Origin of the sequence: Methanothermobacter thermautotrophicus str. Delta H (assembly GCF_000008645.1) — an archaeon.
Classification (GTDB): domain Archaea; phylum Methanobacteriota; class Methanobacteria; order Methanobacteriales; family Methanothermobacteraceae; genus Methanothermobacter; species Methanothermobacter thermautotrophicus.
In genome coordinates this window covers 1100015-1121926 of the sequence record NC_000916.1, presented here as the reverse complement: position 1 = coordinate 1121926, position 21912 = coordinate 1100015, and the positions used below count along the sequence as shown (strand labels likewise).

23 protein-coding genes are annotated in these 21912 nt (G+C 50.1%); 10 read left to right on the top strand and 13 right to left on the bottom strand.

What is annotated here, in order from left to right:
• Window positions 1-52: 52 nt before the first annotated feature.
• The 4 genes from MTH_RS05810 to coaBC all read left to right on the top strand — a co-directional run bounded on the left by MTH_RS05810 (window position 53) and on the right by coaBC (window position 3110).
• Window positions 53-667 (top strand): hypothetical protein, encoded by a 615-nt coding sequence (locus tag MTH_RS05810; RefSeq protein ID WP_143485775.1) that lies wholly within the window; start codon window positions 53-55, stop codon window positions 665-667.
• Between the two features lie 39 nt (window positions 668-706).
• Entirely contained in the window at window positions 707-1207 is a 501-nt protein-coding gene (locus MTH_RS05805; protein ID WP_010876842.1) for a PsbP-related protein, read from the top strand.
• Window positions 1208-1441: 234 nt separating this feature from the next.
• A complete protein-coding gene (locus tag MTH_RS05800; RefSeq protein ID WP_048060993.1) occupies window positions 1442-1939 on the top strand; it encodes a transcription elongation factor NusA in 498 nt (165 codons plus the stop codon).
• Window positions 1940-1949: 10 nt separating this feature from the next.
• Window positions 1950-3110: a bifunctional phosphopantothenoylcysteine decarboxylase/phosphopantothenate--cysteine ligase CoaBC gene (gene coaBC / locus MTH_RS05795; RefSeq protein ID WP_010876840.1), complete on the top strand. Its 1161-nt coding sequence runs from the start codon at window positions 1950-1952 to the stop codon at window positions 3108-3110.
• A 256-nt stretch (window positions 3111-3366) separates the two neighbouring features.
• On the opposite strand, the gene MTH_RS05790 is transcribed toward coaBC, so the two are convergent.
• Window positions 3367-4041, bottom strand: coding sequence for a fibrillarin-like rRNA/tRNA 2'-O-methyltransferase (locus MTH_RS05790; RefSeq protein ID WP_010876839.1), 675 nt, complete (start codon window positions 4039-4041; stop codon window positions 3367-3369).
• A 10-nt stretch (window positions 4042-4051) separates the two neighbouring features.
• Entirely contained in the window at window positions 4052-5164 is a 1113-nt protein-coding gene (locus tag MTH_RS05785) for an NOP5/NOP56 family protein (RefSeq protein ID WP_010876838.1), read from the bottom strand.
• 54 nt (window positions 5165-5218) lie between these two features.
• Here MTH_RS05785 and MTH_RS05780 point away from each other — a divergent pair, with 54 nt between their 5' ends.
• The 3 genes from MTH_RS05780 to MTH_RS05770 are packed head-to-tail and all read left to right on the top strand — an operon-like array spanning window position 5219 to window position 7944.
• Window positions 5219-6121 (top strand): dihydroorotate dehydrogenase, encoded by a 903-nt coding sequence (locus MTH_RS05780; protein WP_048060992.1) that lies wholly within the window; start codon window positions 5219-5221, stop codon window positions 6119-6121.
• Between the two features lie 4 nt (window positions 6122-6125).
• Window positions 6126-6926, top strand: a complete 801-nt coding sequence (locus MTH_RS05775) for a dihydroorotate dehydrogenase electron transfer subunit (RefSeq protein WP_010876836.1) — start codon at window positions 6126-6128, stop codon at window positions 6924-6926.
• 13 nt (window positions 6927-6939) lie between these two features.
• Window positions 6940-7944, top strand: a complete 1005-nt coding sequence (locus MTH_RS05770; RefSeq protein WP_010876835.1) for an AI-2E family transporter — start codon at window positions 6940-6942, stop codon at window positions 7942-7944.
• Between the two features lie 291 nt (window positions 7945-8235).
• Here MTH_RS05770 and MTH_RS10055 read toward each other — a convergent pair whose 3' ends face one another.
• Entirely contained in the window at window positions 8236-9252 is a 1017-nt protein-coding gene (locus MTH_RS10055) for a restriction endonuclease (RefSeq protein ID WP_048060990.1), read from the bottom strand.
• Between the two features lie 91 nt (window positions 9253-9343).
• Window positions 9344-9658 carry a hypothetical protein gene (locus MTH_RS05755; RefSeq protein ID WP_010876833.1) on the bottom strand — a complete coding sequence of 105 codons (315 nt, stop codon included), beginning with the start codon at window positions 9656-9658 and terminating at the stop codon, window positions 9344-9346.
• Window positions 9659-9878: 220 nt separating this feature from the next.
• Between MTH_RS05755 and polB1 the strand changes: the two genes are divergently transcribed.
• On the top strand, window positions 9879-11639 hold the full coding sequence (gene polB1, locus MTH_RS05750) for a DNA polymerase PolB subunit 1 (RefSeq protein WP_010876832.1): 1761 nt from the start codon (window positions 9879-9881) through the stop codon (window positions 11637-11639).
• 24 nt (window positions 11640-11663) lie between these two features.
• On the opposite strand, the gene comE is transcribed toward polB1, so the two are convergent.
• The 7 genes from comE to MTH_RS05715 form a co-directional block, all read right to left on the bottom strand.
• Entirely contained in the window at window positions 11664-12221 is a 558-nt protein-coding gene (comE, locus tag MTH_RS05745; protein WP_010876831.1) for a sulfopyruvate decarboxylase subunit beta, read from the bottom strand.
• A 1-nt stretch (window position 12222) separates the two neighbouring features.
• Window positions 12223-12720 (bottom strand): sulfopyruvate decarboxylase subunit alpha, encoded by a 498-nt coding sequence (gene comD / locus MTH_RS05740; protein WP_010876830.1) that lies wholly within the window; start codon window positions 12718-12720, stop codon window positions 12223-12225.
• Window positions 12717-13742 carry an L-sulfolactate dehydrogenase gene (gene comC, locus MTH_RS05735; RefSeq protein WP_010876829.1) on the bottom strand — a complete coding sequence of 342 codons (1026 nt, stop codon included), beginning with the start codon at window positions 13740-13742 and terminating at the stop codon, window positions 12717-12719. Before comC ends, comD begins: the two co-directional genes overlap by 4 nt.
• 10 nt (window positions 13743-13752) lie before the next feature.
• Entirely contained in the window at window positions 13753-14769 is a 1017-nt protein-coding gene (gene purM, locus MTH_RS05730) for a phosphoribosylformylglycinamidine cyclo-ligase (protein ID WP_010876828.1), read from the bottom strand.
• A 46-nt stretch (window positions 14770-14815) separates the two neighbouring features.
• Entirely contained in the window at window positions 14816-16726 is a 1911-nt protein-coding gene (locus tag MTH_RS05725; RefSeq protein WP_010876827.1) for a beta-CASP ribonuclease aCPSF1, read from the bottom strand.
• A 69-nt stretch (window positions 16727-16795) separates the two neighbouring features.
• Complete coding sequence (psmB, locus tag MTH_RS05720; RefSeq protein WP_010876826.1) at window positions 16796-17428, bottom strand: archaeal proteasome endopeptidase complex subunit beta; 633 nt, start codon at window positions 17426-17428, stop codon at window positions 16796-16798.
• Window positions 17429-17664: 236 nt separating this feature from the next.
• Window positions 17665-18756, bottom strand: a complete 1092-nt coding sequence (locus tag MTH_RS05715) for a formate--phosphoribosylaminoimidazolecarboxamide ligase (RefSeq protein ID WP_048060989.1) — start codon at window positions 18754-18756, stop codon at window positions 17665-17667.
• Between the two features lie 146 nt (window positions 18757-18902).
• On the opposite strand from MTH_RS05715, the gene MTH_RS05710 reads away from it, so the two are divergent.
• Both MTH_RS05710 and MTH_RS05705 read left to right on the top strand, forming a co-directional pair.
• Window positions 18903-19628, top strand: a complete 726-nt coding sequence (locus MTH_RS05710) for a class I SAM-dependent methyltransferase (RefSeq protein WP_048060988.1) — start codon at window positions 18903-18905, stop codon at window positions 19626-19628.
• A gap of 163 nt (window positions 19629-19791) precedes the next feature.
• Window positions 19792-20340: a DUF429 domain-containing protein gene (locus MTH_RS05705; RefSeq protein ID WP_010876823.1), complete on the top strand. Its 549-nt coding sequence runs from the start codon at window positions 19792-19794 to the stop codon at window positions 20338-20340.
• Between the two features lie 32 nt (window positions 20341-20372).
• Here the strand turns inward: MTH_RS05705 and cofG are convergent, their stop codons facing one another.
• Complete coding sequence (gene cofG, locus MTH_RS05700) at window positions 20373-21452, bottom strand: 7,8-didemethyl-8-hydroxy-5-deazariboflavin synthase CofG (protein ID WP_010876822.1); 1080 nt, start codon at window positions 21450-21452, stop codon at window positions 20373-20375.
• A gap of 21 nt (window positions 21453-21473) precedes the next feature.
• Complete coding sequence (locus tag MTH_RS05695; RefSeq protein ID WP_048061284.1) at window positions 21474-21911, bottom strand: DUF2120 family protein; 438 nt, start codon at window positions 21909-21911, stop codon at window positions 21474-21476.
• Window position 21912: the final 1 nt, after the last annotated feature.

Sequence of the window (21912 nt, the reverse complement as noted above, 5' to 3'; positions counted from 1 at the left end):
TGAGTACAATATAGATCCGTTTATTATCACGGATTTAATTCAGGAGATGGTGATGATTAGCCAGGATAAGAAAATGCTCCTGAGACAGCTCAAGAAACTTGAAAGGGAACGTGAAGAGGGAAACATTTCAGAGAAGGAGTACAGATCACTCAGGGAACAGTACACACGTGAACTTGAAACCCTGGAGGCAGTGGAGAACATAAGAAGGCTTCAGGGACAGGAGACTCCTGAAAAGCCCCTTGACCACTGGGTGGAGGAGTCAAGAATAAAGAAGGACAGGAAAGAGAAAGAGGAGCTCATTGAAAAATATGTCAGGACAGATGAGACCAGAAGGAGGAAGAGGCCGAACCTGTCCCTGATAGGGGCCATAGTCCTTGTGGTGGCATTCCTCTTCGGCACGGGCTTTGGTCTTTACTTCATGAATATTCAGCCAGAAACTCCGGCCACGGGGACAGTCACGGTGAATGAGAGCGCCTTCCCATCCTCCAACGACACAGCGAAGAATGTAACTTTAACATCCAATAAAACATTCAGTCAGGGAAACACAACACCACAGACACCATCCACACCACAGACGCCATCAACGCCATCCACACCATCAACGCCACAGGATAACCAGGGGACAGGAGGCACTGGCGGCACTCAGAATCCGCCATCATCACCCTAGCGAGGTTAATGATATGAAGAGGTACATGTTAATCCTTTTATGGTCCTGGTTGTGTCTGTATCCGGCTGCACATCAGAGGATGCAGGCTCTGAAAACCAGACAAAAACGTTTACAGGGAATAACGTTTCATTTGAGTATCCATCAGACTGGGTAACAGCGAATTCACTGGCCAATGACACAGTTGCAGCGGTTGGAGACCCATCATCCGTTGATTCCTCAGGTCTTGCCCAGGTCTCTGTGGTTATCCAGTCAAAGGACCTCAAGGGGAACCTTTACGACATGTACAGGGCGAATTATGAAGCCCTTTTCACAAATTCAAGTTACAGGAGAGTCTCGGAGACCAACACGACCATAGGCAGTTACCAGGCAATCGAAAACCTTTACATCATCACAGACAGCGGAATCCAGAAAAAGCAGAGGGCAATATGGATAGAGAACAATGGAAGGGTCTATGTGATACTTTGCACAGCTCCGGCAGATAAATTCGATGCCGAGAGCCGGAACTTCGACCTCATTGTCAGGACCCTGAGGTTCCTCTGATTTTCACACCAGCCCCCAAATCCCTTCTTATTTTTTTGCCATCCAAAACTATAAATTTATATTTATCAAAGTAATTAATTAACCATAGGGTCGCTGCAGTGATAAATAGACGGGCTCTTTTTATTTTATCTCCAGAGGTTTAAAGGCTGCTAATGGCTTTTTAAACCTGGATTATACAGTGTGACCTTGTTCACGATAATCACGGTAACCACTAAAGAAAAGGAGGAAGAAGCAATGGTATTGCCAATATGCGATGTCTGTCTTAAAAGCGGAATTTTATGTCAGGGCTGTGAAAATAAACTTAAAACAGGGGAGGTAACTCAAACTGAACTGGAGATTGCGAAGGTTCTATACAGGATTGGAGAAGGTAAACTGGGATTTAAAAGGGCCATAGACCTTGACGGGATAGTTATAATAATCACAGAAGCTGGTGAGGTCGGTAAACTCATAGGCAAGGGTGGTAAAATTGTGAAGGCAATATCAAGGGCCATAGGAAAGAAGGTCCGGGTCGTTGGAGAGAAATCAGACCTCAAATCAGTTGCAGAGGATGTTCTAGCACCTGCAAGGATATCAGGGATCAACATTGTATTCGGGAAGGATGGGGAAGAACGCTTCAAGATAAGGGTCATGAGGGAGGATGCCAGGAGAGTGCCTGGCAAACTGGAAACCCTCAATAATATAATAGAAATGCTGACCGGTGAGAAGACGGTTGTAGTTATAGATGATACATGATGGGGATTCCATGGAGATCATACTGTGCGTCACAGGGAGTGTTGCAGCCATCGAGGCGGTGAAGCTTGCAAGGGAGCTTGGGAGGCAGGGAGCCGAGGTTAAGTGCTTCATGAGCGAGGACGCCTGCAGGATAATACACCCCTATGCAATGGAATTTGCAACCGGAAGCAAACCTGTACTGGAACTTACAGGGGAAATTGAGCACGTTAAATACGCAGGCGCTGACCTGATCCTTGTGGCGCCGGCAACAGCCAACATCATAGGTAAACTGGCATACAGGCTGGCTGATAACCCCATATCATCCCTCCTCCTCACAGCATCAGGCATGGGCACCCCAATTGTCATGGTGCCATCAATGCATGAGGCCATGTATGCCGCCGCAGCCGAGAATATCATGAGGCTGAAGGAAGAGGGAGTTATCTTTATTGAGCCCCGCATGGATGAGGGAAAGGCCAAGTTCCCAGACATTGACACCATAGTACTCGAGGCAATGAGACAGACCTCCAGCCAGAGACTGCAGGGTAAAAGGGTCCTTGTGAGTCTTGGGGGGACCTATGAACCCATAGACCCCGTCAGAGGGATTACAAACAGGAGTTCAGGGAAGATGGGTCTCGCCATAGCCAGGAGGGCCTACATAGAGGGCGCTGATGTCACGGTTGTGGCCGGCACCGTATCTGTGGAGATACCCCCACAGTTAAGATCCTTCCGGGCAGAGACAGCAGAGGAAATGGCCGAAAGGGTCAGGGAACTCGTTGCTGATCATGATGTATTCATATCTGCGGCTGCAGTGGCTGACTTCAAGCCGGTCTACACTGAGAGAAAGATATCATCCTCAGAGGAGTTTTCAGTTGAACTCAGACCCAACCCCAAGGTAATAGGGATCGCAAGGGAGATTAATCCTGAAGCGTTCATCGTTGGATTCAAGGCAGAGTATGATGTGGACAATGAGGCACTGGTGGAATCTGCAAGGAAACAGATAAGGGAATCAGGTGTTGATATGGTGGTTGCCAACGACGTGTCCGTTGAGGGTTTTGGCTCAGACAGGAACCGGGCCATCATTGTCTCAGACATGGTAACCGAGCTTCCCCTTATGGAAAAGGAGGAACTTGCGTCCATCATAATTGATGAAGTGATAAGGAAGGTTGGAGACAGCCTGGACCAGTTATTATAGAATTAGAAAAATATTTTTACGGGTTAGAAACAGTTTAACTGCAGTTCTGGCTGTTCTATTCCCTTTCAGCTTTAAAGATTATTAAAACTCACCTTTACATCATGATATTAACGCAAAAAATTAAAATTCAACTCCAGGTTATTGTGAACAATAACCCGGAGGTGAAATTATGGCCTGCAGTTGGGATTGAAATTATGTAATTAATCCAATATATACCTTTTTTTACTAAAAATATATCAAAAAATCATATGCCCTTCTAAACATCCCTTTTAACCAGAACCGCCATATGGTCCTTTTCGTAGGGATTGAGACCCACCTGATCAATTATTCTGAAACCAGAAGACTCAAGCTTCCCCACTTCCTCCCGGAAGATCTTTCTGGGACTTCTTGTAACATCTATGCTCCGGGCCTTTATCATTATGAGTCCATAACCATCCCTCTTCAGGAAGCAATCCATATTCTCAATGAATAACCTGGTCTGGTCAGGCTGTGCAACATCACAGTACACGAGATCAGCGGCCTCAACCATCCTCAGGTAACTGAGGGGTCTTGAGGCGTCCTCAAGGAGGGGGGCCATGTTTTTTCTGGATTCACACACACCCAGGAGTTCCCGCATCATCCTGGGAGAGAATTCGATGCAGTAGACCCTCCCATCCGTGACGATATCAGATATGTGTGAGGCAGTTGTCCCGGCCGATGCACCCAGATAGAGAACCCTGGAGTCTGAATTCAGACTGAAACCCCGCAGACCGTTAAGTATGGCCGCAGCAAGCTTGGACCGCCGGGGATCCCAGACCCGGTACTCCCGGCCGCCCCAATCAATGATCCTCTCACCATAGACCTTCACACCGGGGTTGGGGTTAATGGTGAGGAGGGAGTTGTTCATGATAAAGACACCATCCATACCCTTAACTTCCTTCACAGCATACACCTGCCCGCTATCATTTCCTCTTCTTTCTAAAACCCTTCTTCCTTGCCGGGGGCTTCGGGTTATTACTTTTAATGGCTTCAAACCTCTCATTGAATGATTCAACTATTCCCGGATCAAATTCTCTGCTGAAAACGTCCTTTCTAACTGCGATGGCTATCTTACCCGCCAGCAGCCTTGCAACCTTTCCCCTGATCCACCAGGGGGATGACCTTATCGAGGGGTGCTGGAATATAACCCCATGCTTCGGTGGCTTTGCACCGGATTTCAGGTGTCTGAAGAGGGCCTTCTCAGCTCCAAGGACCTGTATTGTGGAGGATGGTAGCATGGCAAGTTCCCTCAATCCTCCGGCATGGGCAATGAGCCTCGCACCAACATTTGACCCTGCAAGGGCCCTGAGGTTGGGGGCAAGCTTCTCCATCTTGATGTCAATGTACCTCTCTGTCTCCTCCCTCAGCCTCTGAAGACCCCTTATACTCTCTGCAAGGCCCCTGAGGATGTGGAGGTCCTCGGAGGTGATATCTGAGCCAAGACTCTCATCAACGTCCATCCTGAAATTTTTCAGTATCTGGTCCCGGTCACCGTACTCTGCAATGAGCTCAACGTACTGTTCATGACTCTTAATACCGTCGAGTTCAGGGAAGTGGAGGGAGTACCATTCTCTCAGCCTTTCTATGAGCTTCCCGGTCTCCTCATCAAGTTCATCAAGGGCATTTATGGACTGTATTATGAACCTGTCTGTCTCCCGGAGGGACTCCCTCAGCCTTTCACGTGCAACCGACATGAGGGCGTCATGTATGAAGTCTCCGGCGGGCATATCAAGGATTTCTGCCAGGATGTCCTCAAGGTTCTCCCTAAGGTGGATGCCTGCCCTGCTTGGAACCTCAAATCTGAGGTTCCTGAACCCGGCATACTCCGGAGAGGGGGAGGCCTCAACCACAACCTCATCGTATTCAGGGGTGAGCCTCTCGAGCATAATCCTCTCCTCCGGTGAAACACCACCCATCTGTGACTCAGCAAGCCTTCCGGGGATTTCATCAACCGGGAAAGGTTCATAATCTATGAGCTCCAGATCTTCACTGAAGGCAAGAGGACCTGCAATGCAACCTGTAAGATAACACTTCATAGGGGTACATCTATAGGTGACGGATATAAATATATTTAGCAGAAGGTGTTTTTCATGCTTGAGACCAGCATATGTAATATTGAACTCCGGAACCCGACCATACTGGCTGCAGGGGTCATGGGTAGCATGGCATCGTCCCTTAACAGGATTTACCGTGGGGGTGCAGGGGCTGTTGTGACCAAGTCCTTCTCACTCAGGCCCAACCCGGGATACAGAAATCCCACAACCGTGGAGGTCACAGGCGGGGTCATAAACGCAATTGGACTCTCAAACCCAGGTGTTGAGGCATTCAGGGAGGAGCTGAAGCTGGTGGATGAGGAGGTACCTCTGATAGCATCAGTCTATGGAGCCTCACCCGAGGAATTTGCCTCAGCAGCGGCTTCAGTGGAGGAATACGCTGACATGATTGAACTGAACGTCTCCTGCCCCCACGCCATGGCAGGATGCGGAGCCTCAATCGGACAGGACCCTGAACTGACCTTCAGGGTTGTTTCTGCTGTTAAGGATGCAGTGGACGTCCCGATATCCACGAAGCTCACACCAAACGTCACAGACATCGTTGAGATAGCAGGGAGCGCTGAGGAGGCTGGTTCAGACGCCCTTACCCTCATAAACTCCCTTGGCCCCGGGATGAAGATCGATATAAAGACCGCAAGGCCCATACTCTCCAATGCCTTCGGAGGCATGTCAGGCCCGGCAATAAAACCCGTCGCGGTCAGATGCGTCTATGACGTTTACCGCAGCGTGGATATCCCCATAATGGGTGTGGGAGGTGTCAGGGACTTCCAGGATGCAGTCGAGTTCCTCTTTGCAGGTGCAAGGGCTGTTCAGGTTGGAACAGCCATAATGTATGATGGCCCCGAGGTTTTCATGAAGATATGCAGGGGCCTTGAGGCCTTCATGATGGCCGAAGGATTCTCATCGGTGGATGAGATGGTGGGGCTGGCACATGATTAGGGAGATGGATTCCATGAATGTTCCAGAGGTTCTTGAGATTAAGAGGATAGTTGAGGAATCTGAAAGCGTGAAGACCTTCATATTCAGCTGGGACTTCAGACGGGAGGTTAGACCGGGACAGTTCGTCATGGTCTGGGATTTCAGGGACGAGAAACCCATGTCTGTCTCCCTCATCGACCCTGTGAGATCTGAGATAGGGATATCCATAAGAAGGGTGGGTGAATTCACAGACAGGGTCCATGGACTCAGTGAGGGCGACCTTCTCGGTATCAGGGGACCCTATGGCAGGGGATTTGAACTCATGGGAAGGGACATTCTCCTGGTGGGGGGCGGGATAGGGATGGCGCCCCTGGCAGCCCTGGCAGATGAGGCCACCGCAAGGGGTATGCGTGTGGATGCACTTGTGGCTGCAAGGACAGCAGATGAGCTCCTCTTCCTGGACAGGCTTGAGGCTGCCGGCGTGAATATCAGTACGTGCACGGATGATGGTTCCTGCGGGTTTAAGGGATTTGCCCATGAACGTCTCCTCACACTTGAGGAGAACCATGACATGGCTGCTGTCTGCGGCCCGGAACCCATGATGTTTCAGGTTATGAGGATACTTGATGAGAGGGATGTCCCGGCCCAGCTATCCCTTGAGAGATACATGAAGTGCGCTGTGGGTATCTGTGGCCAGTGCTGCCTTGATGATACCGGCTTCAGGGTATGTGCAGAGGGACCTGTATTCTGGAGTCAGGAACTATCTCGGGTAAGGGAGTTTGGCCGTTACAGGCGGGACCCGGCTGGCAGGAGAGTGCCCTGGTGAATCTGGTGGTAACATGATAGAGAGACTGAGGGGTGCACTGGCATCGGCGTCATTCCCTGTGATGGCCCTTTTACTTCTATCGGCAATTGTGGTATACCCCCTCTGGACCATGCTATTCCTTGGAGCCGTATTCGCCTACATTGTAAGGCCCGTGGCACTGAGGATAAACCGGAGGATACCCTACCTCTCGGTATCCATCATCCTTGCAATGATTGTGGTTATAATGCCACTGGTGGGTATCCTGGTGTTCACAGTTGATTCCATAATAAATTCAGCCCCATCTCTCCTTTCACTCGCAGGGAGCATCCACGTACCCGGAGCCGGAAATCTACAGCCCTCGGCGGAGAACACACTTGCAAACCTCAGAACGGTTCTGAGGGACATCCTAAGCGGTTCACTCAACTATGTCGTGGCCATCCTCCAGTCTGTACCAATGATATCCCTTCAGCTCTTCGTATTCCTTTCATCAACATTCTACTTTGCAAGGGATGGTAAGAGACTTGTGGGGTACATAAGGACCCTGATACCGGAGGAGACAAGGCCCTTCATGGAGCGAATGGCCTCTGAGACCGAGAGGGTTCTCCTCAGCATATTCTATGGGCACTTCCTGACAGCCCTTGCAATAGGTTTAATGGCTGCAGTTGGCTTTCATCTTCTCGGATACCCCTACGCCATACTCCTGGGTATAATGACGGGCCTCTTTCAGCTGATACCTGTGATAGGGCCATGGGCTGCCTACACACCCCTCTCCATCTATGACTTTGTCACAGGAAACATCCTGAGGGGAGTACTTGTCCTGATATTCGGTCTCTTCCTTAGCACCATTGACATATACCTGAGACCCAAGCTATCCGGTAAGTACGCGGATATCCACCCCATGATATTCCTGGTGGGATTTCTAGGAGGACCTGTGGTCTGGGGTGTTGCAGGCTTCATTGTGGGGCCACTGGTCCTTGGTCTTGCATATGCAGCCCTTGAGGCCTACCGTATGGAGTCGGGTGGAGAGGAAGTGCAGTAAGGGCTGTATATTCATCCAGCCACAGACCTTTTTTTTTGAAATTCTATGATCACATACACGGAAATCGTATTCTGATCAGTGAAAACTGTATGAGATACTGTTGTAAGTTGCAGCTTCTTAACGGGTCCTTTATGGCTTTTATTCACTTCTTTCTTACAGATGCGAGGTTTTTTTGGTTTCTCTGAGTTGGTTGAAAGAGTGGTTTTTATTTGATTAAAAAAATTACATTGGAGAGGGGGATGTTCTGCAGTTACAGGGATATTCATTTGGTTTCTGATATTCTCCAGATTTTTATTCCTCTGAGAAGTAGTCTGTGTCTATTTTTTTGATATCGTAGGATGTCACCTTTGATACACCGACGTCGTGGTCGATCATCAGCTGGGCCAGTTCATCTCCATCAATCAGGACTATTCTGTTATCGATGCTGGATGCGTATTCCTGTGCAGCACGTGAAAAGCTGGATGTTGTGATAAAGACTCCCTTTTTAGCTTGCCCCTCCAGTGCACTTGCAAATTTCTGTATTTCAGGTCTGGATATGCTCCCTCTCTTTGCCTGGATATAGATGGTGTCCAGACCTAATTTATCCTCTTTTATAATACCCTCTATGCCTCCGTCTCCACCCTTCTCTATGGCTTCATCTGCATCCTTTCGTGAACCGCCATAACCCATCTTCAATAGGAGGTCCACTATCATTTTTTTGAAAAATCCTGTGGAACAGGACCTAATATTTTCAAGCAACTCCATGGCTAGCTCGTCTCTCAGGGTCTGATAACCGTATTGTAGAGATTCTTCAGGAGTTAGTTTTTCTAATGTTTCTGAGAATTCCTTATCTGTGAGGACCGGTTCAGCGCCCTTCAGTGAGACCCGTTCCTTCAGGTTAGCGTAGACCCCCGGTCCATAGGCGAGGTCGGCCATGTAGGGTTTCTTCAGTCTGTAAACCCTCAGTACCCATATGTAGGCATTTTTCCCGTTAAGATATGATTTTACATGGCCCCTTCTCCAGATGTAGAAATTCTCTGAGGGTATTATTCGAGGCGGTCTTTCCAGGATCTTTTCTACAGTGGCAAAGTATTTGATCTCTGTCTTTTCTCCCTCTTTATGGGGGAAGCTATATTTTTCAACGAATGAGTGGTGTTTTTCCTGGAAACTTTTCAGGTAATCATTTTCATTGGTATAGCTGACTGTGGGGTAAAGCAGGAATTCTTTGAGGTTTGTCTTATATTTTCTGATCAGAATGGTCTGTTTTCCATGTCCTAGGGCCTCTACGATAGCATTCCATTCTTTAAGACACTTTTCTGTGCTCTTCATGAACAATCATCCTCTGTTTTCTTCTATCATTTCATACTCATTTTCAGATGTATTTTCCACCTATTTTTTCTAACATCTCATACTCATCGGTTTAACAGGGGCTGAATTTTTCAAAGTTTTTAAATTCTATGATGGTCATCTCCTTTCTGCCCCCAAAGTAATCCATGAACTCATCCTCCGTGATCATGAGCCTCAAGCCGTATTCTGAGATCATCTTCCCTTTTGGCATCTTCTGAATGGACACTATGTCCGCCCATCCTCTGTATTGCCCATAGGACTCATAGATCACAAATTTGTCACCTGGTGAAAACCTTCCCGGTAAGACCCGCAAAAAACCGTTCTTTTCCCCATCATGGATCCTTTTTGCATACTCAGCAAGCACTGGATGTTTAACTCCCTTAACCATACCCTCTACCTCCCCGTGTATTAATACTGATCACAGGATTAAACTGTTCATTTCATGCCAGCAACTAAGAAGGCTTATTATAAGTCCAACACCCCCAGGAAATCCTAAACACTATATCTTAATAGTGCTACTTAAGTGTTTATTCTGCTACTTGTAGAACGGTAACCAGAGATAAACGCAGCGGGAACACTTTATTAATCTCACATAACAGAATAGGTACATGGAAGATTACAGAATGGTCCTCCTCGACATAGACTACGTGACCGTCGATGAGGTCCCGGTTATCAGACTTTTCGGTAAGGATAAAAGCGGCGGAAATGAGCCCATTATAGCCCATGACCGCTCATTCAGACCCTACATATACGCAATCCCCACAGACCTCGATGAATGCCTCAGGGAGCTTGAGGAACTGGAACTGGAGAAACTTGAAGTCAAAGAGATGAGGGACCTTGGAAGGCCCACAGAGGTCATCAGAATCGAATTCAGACACCCCCAGGACGTGCCAAAGATCAGGGACAGGATAAGGGACCTGGAATCTGTCAGGGATATAAGGGAACATGACATCCCATTCTACAGGCGCTACCTAATAGATAAATCCATAGTACCCATGGAGGAGCTGGAGTTCCAGGGTGTTGAGGTGGACTCAGCACCATCGGTGACAACCGATGTCAGGACGGTGGAGGTAACCGGCAGGGTCCAGAGCACAGGTTCAGGGGCACATGGACTCGACATCCTGAGCTTTGACATCGAGGTGAGGAACCCCCATGGCATGCCTGACCCTGAAAAGGACGAGATAGTGATGATTGGTGTCGCCGGTAACATGGGCTACGAATCTGTCATATCAACGGCCGGCGACCACCTTGACTTTGTTGAGGTGGTTGAGGATGAAAGGGAACTCCTTGAGAGATTCGCAGAGATCGTAATTGATAAGAAACCGGACATACTGGTGGGATACAATTCAGACAACTTTGACTTCCCCTACATAACAAGGAGGGCGGCTATCCTGGGCGCGGAACTCGACCTCGGCTGGGATGGTTCAAAGATCAGGACCATGAGGAGGGGCTTTGCAAACGCCACGGCCATAAAGGGAACGGTGCACGTGGACCTCTACCCGGTCATGAGGAGGTACATGAACCTTGACAGGTACACCCTGGAGAGGGTCTACCAGGAACTCTTCGGCGAGGAGAAGATCGACCTCCCCGGTGACAGGCTCTGGGAGTACTGGGACCGGGATGAGCTGAGGGATGAACTCTTCAGGTACTCCCTGGATGATGTTGTTGCAACCCACAGGATAGCAGAGAAGATACTCCCCCTCAACCTGGAGCTCACCCGGCTGGTGGGCCAGCCACTATTCGACATCTCCCGCATGGCAACAGGTCAGCAGGCGGAATGGTTCCTTGTCCGCAAGGCATACCAGTACGGGGAACTGGTACCAAACAAGCCATCCCAGTCAGACTTCTCCAGCAGGAGGGGTCGCAGGGCGGTCGGCGGATACGTCAAGGAACCAGAGAAGGGTCTCCACGAGAACATAGTCCAGTTTGACTTCAGGAGCCTCTACCCAAGCATAATAATCTCAAAGAACATCTCACCGGACACCCTGACAGATGACGAGGAATCTGAATGCTACGTGGCACCTGAATACGGTTACAGGTTCCGCAAAAGTCCGAGGGGATTCGTACCCTCGGTTATAGGTGAAATACTCTCAGAGAGGGTGAGGATCAAGGAGGAGATGAAGGGATCAGATGATCCCATGGAGAGGAAGATACTCAATGTGCAGCAGGAGGCCCTCAAGAGACTTGCAAACACCATGTACGGTGTATATGGGTATTCAAGGTTCCGCTGGTACTCAATGGAGTGCGCCGAGGCCATAACCGCATGGGGCAGGGACTATATCAAGAAAACAATAAAAACTGCAGAGGAATTTGGGTTCCACACGGTCTATGCCGACACCGATGGTTTCTATGCAACCTACAGGGGATAGCTAATTAAAATCAGGGTACATGTTTCAATCCTCAGTGGCTCCCCGGACCTCCTTAATGAAGCGTTCTATTATCTCCTCTGCATCAAGATCGATGACAGGGACATCGGCGTTCCCGGGCTTCACAGGGACATGGGCAAAAACAGGACCATCCATCGCCAGTGCCTGTTCAAAGTTCAGATCATCGGCGAACCTGATCACATTGAAGCCCATGGACTCTGCAACGGCCCCAAGGTCTATCACATCGGCGTAGGTGCACTGTGAGCCGGTTGTCGCGTAGCACCTGTTGTCGAGGAGGACTATGATGAGGTTCCCAGGGGACTGTGCAGCTGCAGTGACCAGGCCTCCAAGGTTCATGAGGATGGAACCGTCACCGTCCAGGACAACCACCCTCCGCTCCTGTGAAAGCGCGAGTCCAAGCCCGATGGAAGATGCCATCCCCATGGATCCAAGCATGTAGAAGTGCCTTGGCGAGTCCCTGATACTGTAGAGCTCCCTTGAAGGAAACCCAAGGTTACATATGACGAGCTCATCCTCAAGGACACCCGTTATCCTTTCTATGGCTTCAATTCTCTCAAGCATCATATCACCAGTAGGATACATCCAGCAGGACTGCCACGGCCTTACTGGTCCTCAGGGAGATATCTGTAAGTTCTCCTATGGATTCCCTGGCCTCAGCAGGACTTCTGGGGGTCCTGAAGGGTATTTCAAGGATCCTCAATATATCCCCGGTGGCCCTTCCCATGGGCACCTGGGCCTCCATGAACTCTCCCTCGGTGCCCCGGTGACTTACAATCATGGTTATGGGGATATGGTAGAGGCTGTAGAGGGAGGCCAGGACGTTCACTGAGTTACCGAGGCCTGAGTTCTGCATCAGTATGGCGGTTGTCTTTCCAGCCATGTGGGCCCCGGCTGCAACACCGAAGCCCTCCTCCTCCCGGGTAACCGGTACGTGCATGATGGCAGGGTCGGCATCCACCATTTCAAGGACCGTCCTGAGATTCACACAGGGGACGCTGACGGCGAAGTCTATCCCTGCATCCTTCATACCCGCGTAAACAGCTTCGCTGCTATCCACTTTCATAACTCCTTAATTTCGAGATTTATATCAAGTTCTCTGGCTATTCCAAGAATCCTCTCAAGGAGCTTTTCATCCAGTTCGATACCCTCAGCACGCCTTCTCTTTATGTTCATGCTCTCAATGTCCCCGGGTATGAGGACGTCACCGCTTGATTTAACCTCCTCAATGAATTCATCAACCTGGGCCCTGAACTCATCGGGGTCAACCATCTTTGATGGGTCGATGGCCATCATGAGGTCTCCCTTGGTGCACATCTCCTCAGGGTTCGCTGTTCCCGTGACAGCGGTTCCGAAGGCAGCACCAACGAGGGGCCCTGCAAGTATCTCTATCATGAATGAGAGGGCGTATCCCTTGTGTCCACCGAAGGGGAGGATGGAGCCCTTAAGGGCCATTTCAGGGTCGGTGGTGGGTTTACCCTCTGCATCCAGGGCCACATTTTCAGGTATGCTCTCGCCTTTCCTGGCGGCCTCCAGGAGTTTTCCCCTGGCCGATGCAGAGGTTGCCATGTCCACGGAGACGTAGTACCTGTTTGATGGGATGCCAATGGCCACCGGGTTTGTTCCAAGGATGGGTTTCCTGCCCCCGATGGGTGCGACGGCCGGCTCGGTGTTTGCTATAACAACACCTATCATGTCATTCATGACGGCCATATCAGAGTAGTAGCCGGCGACCCCGAAATGGTTGGAGTCATGGACACCGACAAGGCCAACACCCGTATTCCTGGCCTTCTCAATGGCAAGCTCCATGGCCCTGTAGGCAACAACGTGTCCGAATATGTGGTTACCATTTATGAGGGCCGTTGACTCGGTTTCCCGCTCAATGGTTATGTCACCATCTGCCCTTATTGTTCCATGCCTCAACCCATCAACGTACTGGGGGAACCTGCCGATTCCATGTGAGCTGAATCCCTTCAGGTCAGCGTCCAGTGTGACGTCTGCAACTATATCTGAGCTCTCCTCCGGAACATTCATGGCGGTGAGTATTTCCTTTATGATTTTAACTTCCTCTTCAGGGCTTATCCTCATAAAAGTCCTCCTAAAGTTTTATGGTTTCACCGGTGCAGGCTTCGAGTTCAACCTCTGATCCCCTATCTGTAACCTCCCCGATGGGGTGGGCCCTGTCTCCGAGTATGCTGAGGGCTTCATCCACGTCATCCGGAGCTACAACTGCACAGAAACCCACTCCCATGTTGAAGACCCTGTACATCTCCCTTATGTCAACGCCTGCCTCGTGGATAACTCTAAATATCTGCTGTGGTTCTGGGAGGGAATCCAGGCGGTACCCGACATCCTTTCTCAGTCTCTTGAGGTTGCCAAAACCTCCCCCGGTTATGTGGGCCAGTCCATGGACATCAACATCTGATTCAATCAGTTCCATGATGGGCTCCACGTATATCCTTGTGGGTCTGAGGAGTTCGTCCCCAACGCTGCTGCTGGATCCGGGCATCTCATCCTCCGGGGAAAGTTCAAGTTCATCAAAGAATACCCTGCGCGCGAGGCTGAGGCCATTGCTGTGTATCCCGCTGCTCTCAAGTCCTATGACAGTGTCGCCGGGGGACACATCCTCCCCGGTTATGATCCTGTCCACATCAACAAAGCCGATCCCCGTGGCTGCCAGGTCAAGGTTCCGGATTATGCCGGGAAGGGATGCTGTCTCCCCACCTATTATGGCAACCCTTGCCATTTCAGCACCCATTGCAAGTCCCTTTCCTATCTCCCCGGCCACTTCAGGGTCCGGACGTTCGACTGCAAGGTAGTCGACCAGGGCAGCCGGCCTTGCACCCACGCAGAGGATGTCATTGACCACCATTGCAATGCAGTCTATACCCACGGTATCGTAACGGTTCATCATCTCCGCCACAAGGATCTTGCTCCCGACACCATCGGTGCTCATGGCGATGGCCACATCACCCATCCTCACCAGGGCCGCGAAGTGGCCGGCTCCGGTGATAACGTCACAGTACTTAAGGGTGTCACTCAACCTGGAAGTTAAGCTGGAAACGGTGAGCTCCTCCAGGTCTATATCCACTCCAGATTCTGAATAGGTTACCATTAAATCACCACTAAAGAATAGTTTAAGGTTATCTAAATAGTTAGCCTCACTGGATACGCACGGTTTCCAGGTTCAGGGGGGTCTTGGTCTCTATCCGGTATGTCCTGTAGATACTTGATGCCAGGTCAAGGGTCTTGTAGTTGTCTCCGTGACACAGGAGTATCTTCTCGGGTTTCGGTGATATCCTCTTGACGTATTCCATGAGCTGCCTCCTGTCTGAGTGACCGCTGAAACCCTCAATGGTCTTTATGTTCATCCTGACATTGTAGACCCTCATCTTATCATCCTCATCCTTGAGGGGGATCTCCTTCCAGCCCTTCTGGATCCTTCTACCAAGGGACCCCTCGGCCTGGTAACCGACAAATACAAGGGAATTGTCAGGGTCCTCACATAGCCACTTGAAGTACTCCAGTGAGTTACCACCGGTCAGCATACCTGAAGTTGAGAGGATTATGGATGGTTCGCCCTCAACTATTTCCCTCCGCTCATCCATACCGTTCACCTTGTGGAAGATGTCTGAGATGAAGGGATTGTGGCCCATGTGGAATATCTGGTCCCTCAGGTCCTTGCTGAGGTACTCTGGCCTTGCAGTGTGGATTGCATTGGCCTCCCAGATCATACCATCAATGTAGACAGGTACCTCGTCGATTATGCCCGTCCTTATGTACTCCTCAAGGACTATCATGAGTTCCTGGGCCCTTCCAACAGCGAAGACCGGTATCAGTATCTTACCACCCCTCCTGAGGGTTGAGTAGATGGTCTTAACGAGTTCCTTCTCTGCACGGTTCCTTGATGGCTGGACATCCTCATGGCCCCCGTAGGTGCTCTCCATCACAAGGGTTTCAATCCGGGGGAACCTGTTTGCTGCAGCCTCCAGGAGTCTGCTCTGCTCATACTTGAAGTCCCCTGTGTAGACCATGTTGTGCTGCCCGTCCCCTATGTGGAGGTGTGCCATGGCAGACCCCAGGATGTGACCCGCGTTGTGGAGTGTCAGCCTTATATCAGGGGCTATGTCTGTCACCTCACCATAGTCGAGGGTTATCGTGTGCTTCACGCTCTTCTTAACGTGCTTCACATTGAATGGGAGGGGTTCATCCTCCCTGTGGGCAATGTCGATGTGGTCCAGCTGCAGGAGCGTCATGAGGTCCCTTGTTGGTGCCGTGCAGTAGACGGGCCCATCGTAGCCGTAGTGGTAGAGGTATGGGAGGAAACCTGAGTGGTCAAGGTGTGCATGGGTGATTATGACTGCGTCAAGGCTGTCAAGGGTGAATTCAGGGACATTGAGGTAGGGATAGGAGTTCTTATCATCTCCACCCGCAACGTTGACACCACAGTCCAGGAGGACCCTGCTGTTGGGGGTCTGAAGGTAGAGGCAGGACCTTCCAACCTCCCTGAAACCACCCATAGCGGTGAGCCTTGCCCAGTCATTGTCATACTTTGGCTTCTGATGTATCCGGTTCCCAAGTTGCTGCAGAATCTTCTTTCTTTCCTTGCTGTTCTTCCTCAGTGTTCTGCGTATTCTTTCTATTATCTCAGAGGATATTGGTGGTGTTCTCAGTATCTTGGGCGCCCAGCCAGTGTTCTTGACTATTTCCCTTGACGTGGATCCGTACTTGCCTATCACAAGTCCTGGTTTCCGGGCCTCAATTATCACCTCACAGGTGACATCATCAAAGGATATGTTGGTTATCTTGGCCTCCTCGGGCACTATCTCATGTATCTTCCTTATGGCCTTCTCAGGGTCCATGAGGACGGACCTGTCGGATCTTATAATTATCCTCTTCCGGATATCCTTTGCAATGTCCCTTATGAGGTTGCCGTTCTCGGTTATTATCTCCGGATTCTTGGTGTATATTACCACCTCGGGCCCCTCGAATTCCACCTTCGCAACCTGGACCCTCTCGGGAAGTCTCTGCATTATTGTCCTTTTGATTTCTTCAAGCATCTCTGAAACCATAAGATCACTTCTAAAAAACAGGGAATATCAGTAAACAGGTGTTTACTGCAATTAAAAATAGGAGAAAAATCAGTTGAGGTTTTCAATCCTTTTCTGGATTTCCTCTTCACTAAGCATCCTGAAACCTTCCTCCTCTGTGACGGTCGCCACAAGGATTCCGTTACCTGAGTAGGTGTCCCTCTCCATGGCGGATTTTATGGCCCTTATGGCCACATCCACTGCCTCGTCCACGTACAGTTCATCACTGTATCTGTCCTCAAGGACCCCGTAGGCAACCGGTGAACCGGAACCCGTTGAGACGAACTTGTCTGGTATCATCCCCCCTGACGGGTCAAGGGAGTAGATCTTTGCACCGTTCTCGTCGACGCCTCCAAGGAGTGTCTGTACTATGAATGGATAGAAACGTGATGAGTGTAGTATATTAGCTGCGAGTGCAGCAGCGGCCTCTATGCTTATCTTTTCTGAGTTTCTCATGCGGTAAAGTGCAGCCTCAGCCTTGAGGTACTTCATGAGGCTCTGGGCATCCGCCACTGAACCTGCAATGGTCGCGGCTATGTGTTCATCTATTTTAAAAATCTTGTCTGTAGCCTTATGGGCTATGAGGTTGCCCATACTGGCCCTTCTCTCTGTGGCAAAAACAACTCCATCCTTGCATGTTATGCCAACAGTTGTGGTGCCTTTCAGCGTGTTTTTATCGTTCATAGATACACCTCTAATAAAAATAATAAAAAACCAGTCCTGGATCCCATTGTGTTTTTATGGTATATAAAGGGTTTTCATTTAACCCTGCAAAGGGCTGTCCCCATGGACATAAAAGTTCTGTACCAATATATAACAGGAGGTCCTTATTAAACTTTGCGATTTTTTTATAATAGATGGGGCTTCCTGAGGGGTTGAAGAACGGTTATCCGGTCATTAAAAGGAATGAGGTGGGAGTATCAGGTTATGATTTCTGGGAGGCGGTCCTGCTCTGCGGCCACCCTGATCTCCCTTGCAACGCGACGGCCCATGCTCATGCCCTCACCATGGAGGAGGTAACTGTAGGTTGAACCGTGCATGAAGGTGTTTGTACCCCCATCTGTGCGTGCGCTCATCTCAAATGTCACAATCTCAAGGTTATCTGTGCACATGGTCTGGAGACAGAAGGGACCGTTCATGCCAGGGGGAACAATCTTGCTCGCTGCTTCCACCATCCGGTCTCCCATATCAAAGGCCTGTGGGAGAAGGGATTCCCTCATGGCAACCGGGTGGTTACCGGTTATCACGTAGGAGGGGTCAAGGTTTATATCAAGCTGGTCCCTTGCGGGTATCCTTACGAGGCCGTCGATGTTTGACTCGAATCTGCTGTCCATACCCATGAGTTCGACCTCATCGTTCATGATTGAGTAGAAGTAGTGGATGCAGAAGTTGGTACCTGCTATGTATTCCTCGATGTGGGCATCTTTGACATCATCCTCAGTTATCCAGCCCCTCTCCAGCATGGAGTCGATCTTTTCATTGAACTCCTCTGTACTTGAAGCCACGAAGTATCCACGACCACCCCTGGCACCAGGGAACTTGACCATGACTGTCCTGTCTATTTCCTCAGGGTCAGTGTACTTGAAGGGTATCCTTATACCTGCCTCCTCCATGAGCTTCCTCTCAAGGTCACGTTCGGATTCCCATCTCAGTATATCCCTGTTACCGAACATGGGGACATAGAAGTCGTTTTCAATGTGATCAAGACCTGCATAGGCCACAAAGGAGCCGTGAGGGACTATTATGCTGTTCATTGACCTCAGTTCGTCCTGAACATCATCATTCACTATATCACTGAATTTATCAACCATTATGAATTCATCTGCAACTCTGAACCGCTGATATGGAACTTCACGACCCTTCTCACAGACAACTGCGGTCTTGAAGCCCTCCTGCTTTGCACCGTTCAGTATGTGCAGTGATGTGTGGCTGCCCAGGGTTGCTACTGTTATATCTTCCCTGCTGTATCCTTCAAGGATGTCGAGTATCTCATCACGGTTTACCTTACTCATAAAAAAACCCCTTGGATTTATATATAAGTGGTTTAATTTCATGATAATTATCTTTTTTGTCTTCCGTAAAAGCCATTAAATACTTGGAGGAAAAAAGAACACTTATGGATTTATTTTTTTAAACACTCCCCTAAACAGTGAAAACCATGAAATGGGCAAGGATAGGAGATATTATAGTCCTCAACAGGGAAGCGGATGATCCAGAGGCTTTACTTGAGATGGAGGGGGTCAGGAGTGTAATCCGGGTGGAGGGTATACATGGTCCCCTCAGAAGGCCGAGGGTCAGGGTACTTGCAGGCAGCGGCACAGAAACGGTTCACAAAGAGAACGGCTGCCTCTTCAGGATAGACCTCTCAAGGGTCATGTGGTCACGGGGTAACATAAACGAGAGGGCCCGGATACCGTCACTTGTGGAGGAGGGTGAGACCGTTGTCGACATGTTCGCGGGTATAGGGTACTTCTCCATACCGGTGGCTGTCCATTCAGATCCAGGCAGGGTTTACTCAGTGGAGTTAAACCCGGACTCATTTGAACTCCTCAAATCCAACATAACCCTCAACAGGGTTGAAGGGATAATAGAACCCATCCTGGGGGACTGCCGTGAGGTAGCCCCGGAACTTGATGCTGATAGGGTTATAATGGGTTACGTTGGAAGGACACACCACTTCCTTGACGCCGCAATGGAGTGTGTCAGGGATGGAGGCGTTATACATTACCATGAAACCGCACCGGAGGCCATAAGATTCTCAAGACCCCTCAGGCGGATTGAGAGGGCGGCGCATCCAAGGAGGGTCTCACTGCTTGATAAGCGCGTTATAAAGAAGTACTCCCCCGGGGTCTGGCATGTCGTGCTGGATGTCAGGATACACTAGCTGCAGGCAGGAACTGGGGGTGCCATGATACAGGTGGAGTAAATGGAATTCATCGTATATGAATATGGGTTTGAAGCATTCATAGAAATAACTCCATGGTATGTAACCGCTGGGGCTATTCATAGATTTAGAAGGTGATATTCTGGTACCTAAGGTTGCGGGTGTGGATCCGGCGGCAGCAGATGGAAGGGAAAGCGGTATTTTTATCCTGGAGGGCGACACCTATGAACTATTGAGTGCCTTCTCCCTCCGGGAGATAATAGATGCAGTTAAGTCTGCAGATGTGGTGGCAGTCGACGCACCCCTATCCCTCCCGGCCGGGCGCTGCTGCCTTGAACATGACTGCAGCTGCAGCAGATATGGCCACTTCAGAAGGGCCGACCTGGAGCTGAGGCGGTATGGTTCCGTCCTTCCCCTCACATGGAGGGGTATGAGGGAGCTCACCATGAGGGGCATGAAGATAGCCGAGATACTGGGATCCATGGGGGTGAAGGTAATTGAAACCCACCCGAGAACTGCAGATTCAGTGGCAGGTCTCTCGGGATGGATGAGCAGAAAACTGGGAATTGAAGATCTGGAGATGAGTGTACACCAGAGGGACGCCCTCATAGCCGGAGCAGTCGCCATCCTCTACTGCAGGGGAGACTTCATCGAACTGGGAGATCCGGTGGAGGGCACAATAATTCTACCATCCCCTGGCGTGGAATTGTAGGATTCAGTGTCATGGGAGCAGGTGTCCGGGACTCACAGAGTCTCGATGAACCGGGGATAAAGCTCTTCTATCCGTTCCATCACACGGGGGCTCAGAAACTCCCTGGAGATGAATTTTCTGTATACAGGGAGCCTCTCCTCAAGAGCAAATCCAGCAGATTCGGTGATCCTTTTAAGTTCATCTATCTCTGGCCATGGCGCCTCGGGATTCACATAGTCCCGGCTGATGGGTGATACACCACCCCAGTCATCTGCACCGGCCAGGAGGAATATCTCACCGGTTTCCCTGTTCAGGTTCGGAGGGACCTGTATGCTCACATCAGGGAACATTATCTTTGCAGCCGCAACCATCTTCACCATTTCAAGGAGGGAGGGTTCCCGCTGGTTCTCCATGGGGATTCCAGGTTTTGAGCGGAAGTTCTGGATTATTATCTCCTGTATATGCCCGTACCTGTCCTGTATTCTCCTAAGCTCAAGGAGGGACTCGGCCCTCTCCTCGATGGTTTCACCTATACCTATGAGCAAGCCAGTGGTGAATGGTATCCTGAGTCTCCCAGCGTCCTCTATCATTTTTATCCTCAATCTGGGGTTCTTACCAGGGCTTTCACGGTGGGCCTCTGTTTCCATGAGCCTGGGACTCGCTGATTCGAGCATGAGCCCCATGGATGCGTTTACCTCCTTCAGCATCCTCAGTTCGCGGTAGCCTATCACACCCATGTTGGTGTGTGGCAGGAGTCCAGCATCAAGTGTCAGCTCACAGAGGTGATATGTGTAATCAGTCATATCTCCAAAGCCAAGGGATTCAAGCTTGTCCCGAACCCCTGGGAACTCATGGGCATCCTCACCGAAGGTGAAGAGGGCCTCGGTACAGCCGAGGGAGAGGGCTCTCCTCACCTCACCCATAACGTCTTCAGGTTCGAGTAGGGGGGGCTCGGGGGTGTCTGACCTGAAGGTGCAGTATCCGCAGCGGTTCCGGCAGGCCCTTGTGAGGGGTATGAATATGTTCCTTGAGTAGGTCACGCTTCCAGTTTCACAGGCCCTCTTCATGAGGTCCAGTATATCCGGCCCCTTCATGAGGAGGACTTCGAGTACTTCGTCCTTTGAGTGGAGCATGGGAGCACCGTTAAAATTAGATTATTCAGATAGGTCAGAGACAACAGCCTCAACAAAGCAGGGTCCGACTCCGCTCCGGTCCCTGTAGAGAACAACAAAGAGGCCTGTCTCGTCGGCCATGCAGAGGCGGTACTCAACACTGAAGTTCATATCCTCAAGGGATTCCTTCAGACGGTGTATTCCTCCTATATCGGTTTCGGTTCCAACCTCCACACATGACCTTATCTGTTCATCCATCACACCTATGAGGGCAGCGCCCTCCTCTGAGAGTAAATCCAGTTCCGCGGCTCCAAGGTGTTCAATCAAACTATCAAGTTCCCGGGACATGTCATCCGCATTCATCCTCTTCCTGGACATCCCCCTCACTATGAGAATTTCCCGGGAGTCAAGTGCGGGTCTGGAACCCTCAAATGCTTCAAAGAAACCCATGATTTCTCCGGCTATCCTGTGCAGTTTCATC

What these genes read in the sequence shown, in the direction of transcription:
- cofG (WP_010876822.1), bottom strand. Translation starts at nt 21,452, where the DNA reads ATGCTCCACTCAAAGGACGAAGTACTCGAAGTCCTCCTCATGAAGGGG.
- comE (WP_010876831.1), bottom strand. Translation starts at nt 12,221, where the DNA reads ATGATGCTTGAGAGAATTGAAGCCATAGAAAGGATAACGGGTGTCCTT.
- psmB (WP_010876826.1), bottom strand. Translation starts at nt 17,428, where the DNA reads ATGAACGATAAAAACACGCTGAAAGGCACCACAACTGTTGGCATAACA.
- MTH_RS05715 (WP_048060989.1), bottom strand. Translation starts at nt 18,756, where the DNA reads ATGAGTAAGGTAAACCGTGATGAGATACTCGACATCCTTGAAGGATAC.
- MTH_RS05755 (WP_010876833.1), bottom strand. Translation starts at nt 9,658, where the DNA reads ATGGTTAAGGGAGTTAAACATCCAGTGCTTGCTGAGTATGCAAAAAGG.
- coaBC (WP_010876840.1), top strand. Translation starts at nt 1,950, where the DNA reads ATGGAGATCATACTGTGCGTCACAGGGAGTGTTGCAGCCATCGAGGCG.
- MTH_RS05800 (WP_048060993.1), top strand. Translation starts at nt 1,442, where the DNA reads ATGGTATTGCCAATATGCGATGTCTGTCTTAAAAGCGGAATTTTATGT.
- MTH_RS05695 (WP_048061284.1), bottom strand. Translation starts at nt 21,911, where the DNA reads ATGAAACTGCACAGGATAGCCGGAGAAATCATGGGTTTCTTTGAAGCA.
- MTH_RS05810 (WP_143485775.1), top strand. Translation starts at nt 53, where the DNA reads ATGATTAGCCAGGATAAGAAAATGCTCCTGAGACAGCTCAAGAAACTT.
- comC (WP_010876829.1), bottom strand. Translation starts at nt 13,742, where the DNA reads ATGAGGATAAGCCCTGAAGAGGAAGTTAAAATCATAAAGGAAATACTC.
- MTH_RS05780 (WP_048060992.1), top strand. Translation starts at nt 5,219, where the DNA reads ATGCTTGAGACCAGCATATGTAATATTGAACTCCGGAACCCGACCATA.
- MTH_RS05805 (WP_010876842.1), top strand. Translation starts at nt 707, where the DNA reads ATGGTCCTGGTTGTGTCTGTATCCGGCTGCACATCAGAGGATGCAGGC.
- polB1 (WP_010876832.1), top strand. Translation starts at nt 9,879, where the DNA reads ATGGAAGATTACAGAATGGTCCTCCTCGACATAGACTACGTGACCGTC.
- MTH_RS10055 (WP_048060990.1), bottom strand. Translation starts at nt 9,252, where the DNA reads ATGAAGAGCACAGAAAAGTGTCTTAAAGAATGGAATGCTATCGTAGAG.
- MTH_RS05725 (WP_010876827.1), bottom strand. Translation starts at nt 16,726, where the DNA reads ATGGTTTCAGAGATGCTTGAAGAAATCAAAAGGACAATAATGCAGAGA.
- comD (WP_010876830.1), bottom strand. Translation starts at nt 12,720, where the DNA reads ATGAAAGTGGATAGCAGCGAAGCTGTTTACGCGGGTATGAAGGATGCA.
- MTH_RS05775 (WP_010876836.1), top strand. Translation starts at nt 6,126, where the DNA reads ATGGATTCCATGAATGTTCCAGAGGTTCTTGAGATTAAGAGGATAGTT.
- MTH_RS05710 (WP_048060988.1), top strand. Translation starts at nt 18,903, where the DNA reads ATGAAATGGGCAAGGATAGGAGATATTATAGTCCTCAACAGGGAAGCG.
- MTH_RS05785 (WP_010876838.1), bottom strand. Translation starts at nt 5,164, where the DNA reads ATGAAGTGTTATCTTACAGGTTGCATTGCAGGTCCTCTTGCCTTCAGT.
- purM (WP_010876828.1), bottom strand. Translation starts at nt 14,769, where the DNA reads ATGGTAACCTATTCAGAATCTGGAGTGGATATAGACCTGGAGGAGCTC.
- MTH_RS05770 (WP_010876835.1), top strand. Translation starts at nt 6,940, where the DNA reads ATGATAGAGAGACTGAGGGGTGCACTGGCATCGGCGTCATTCCCTGTG.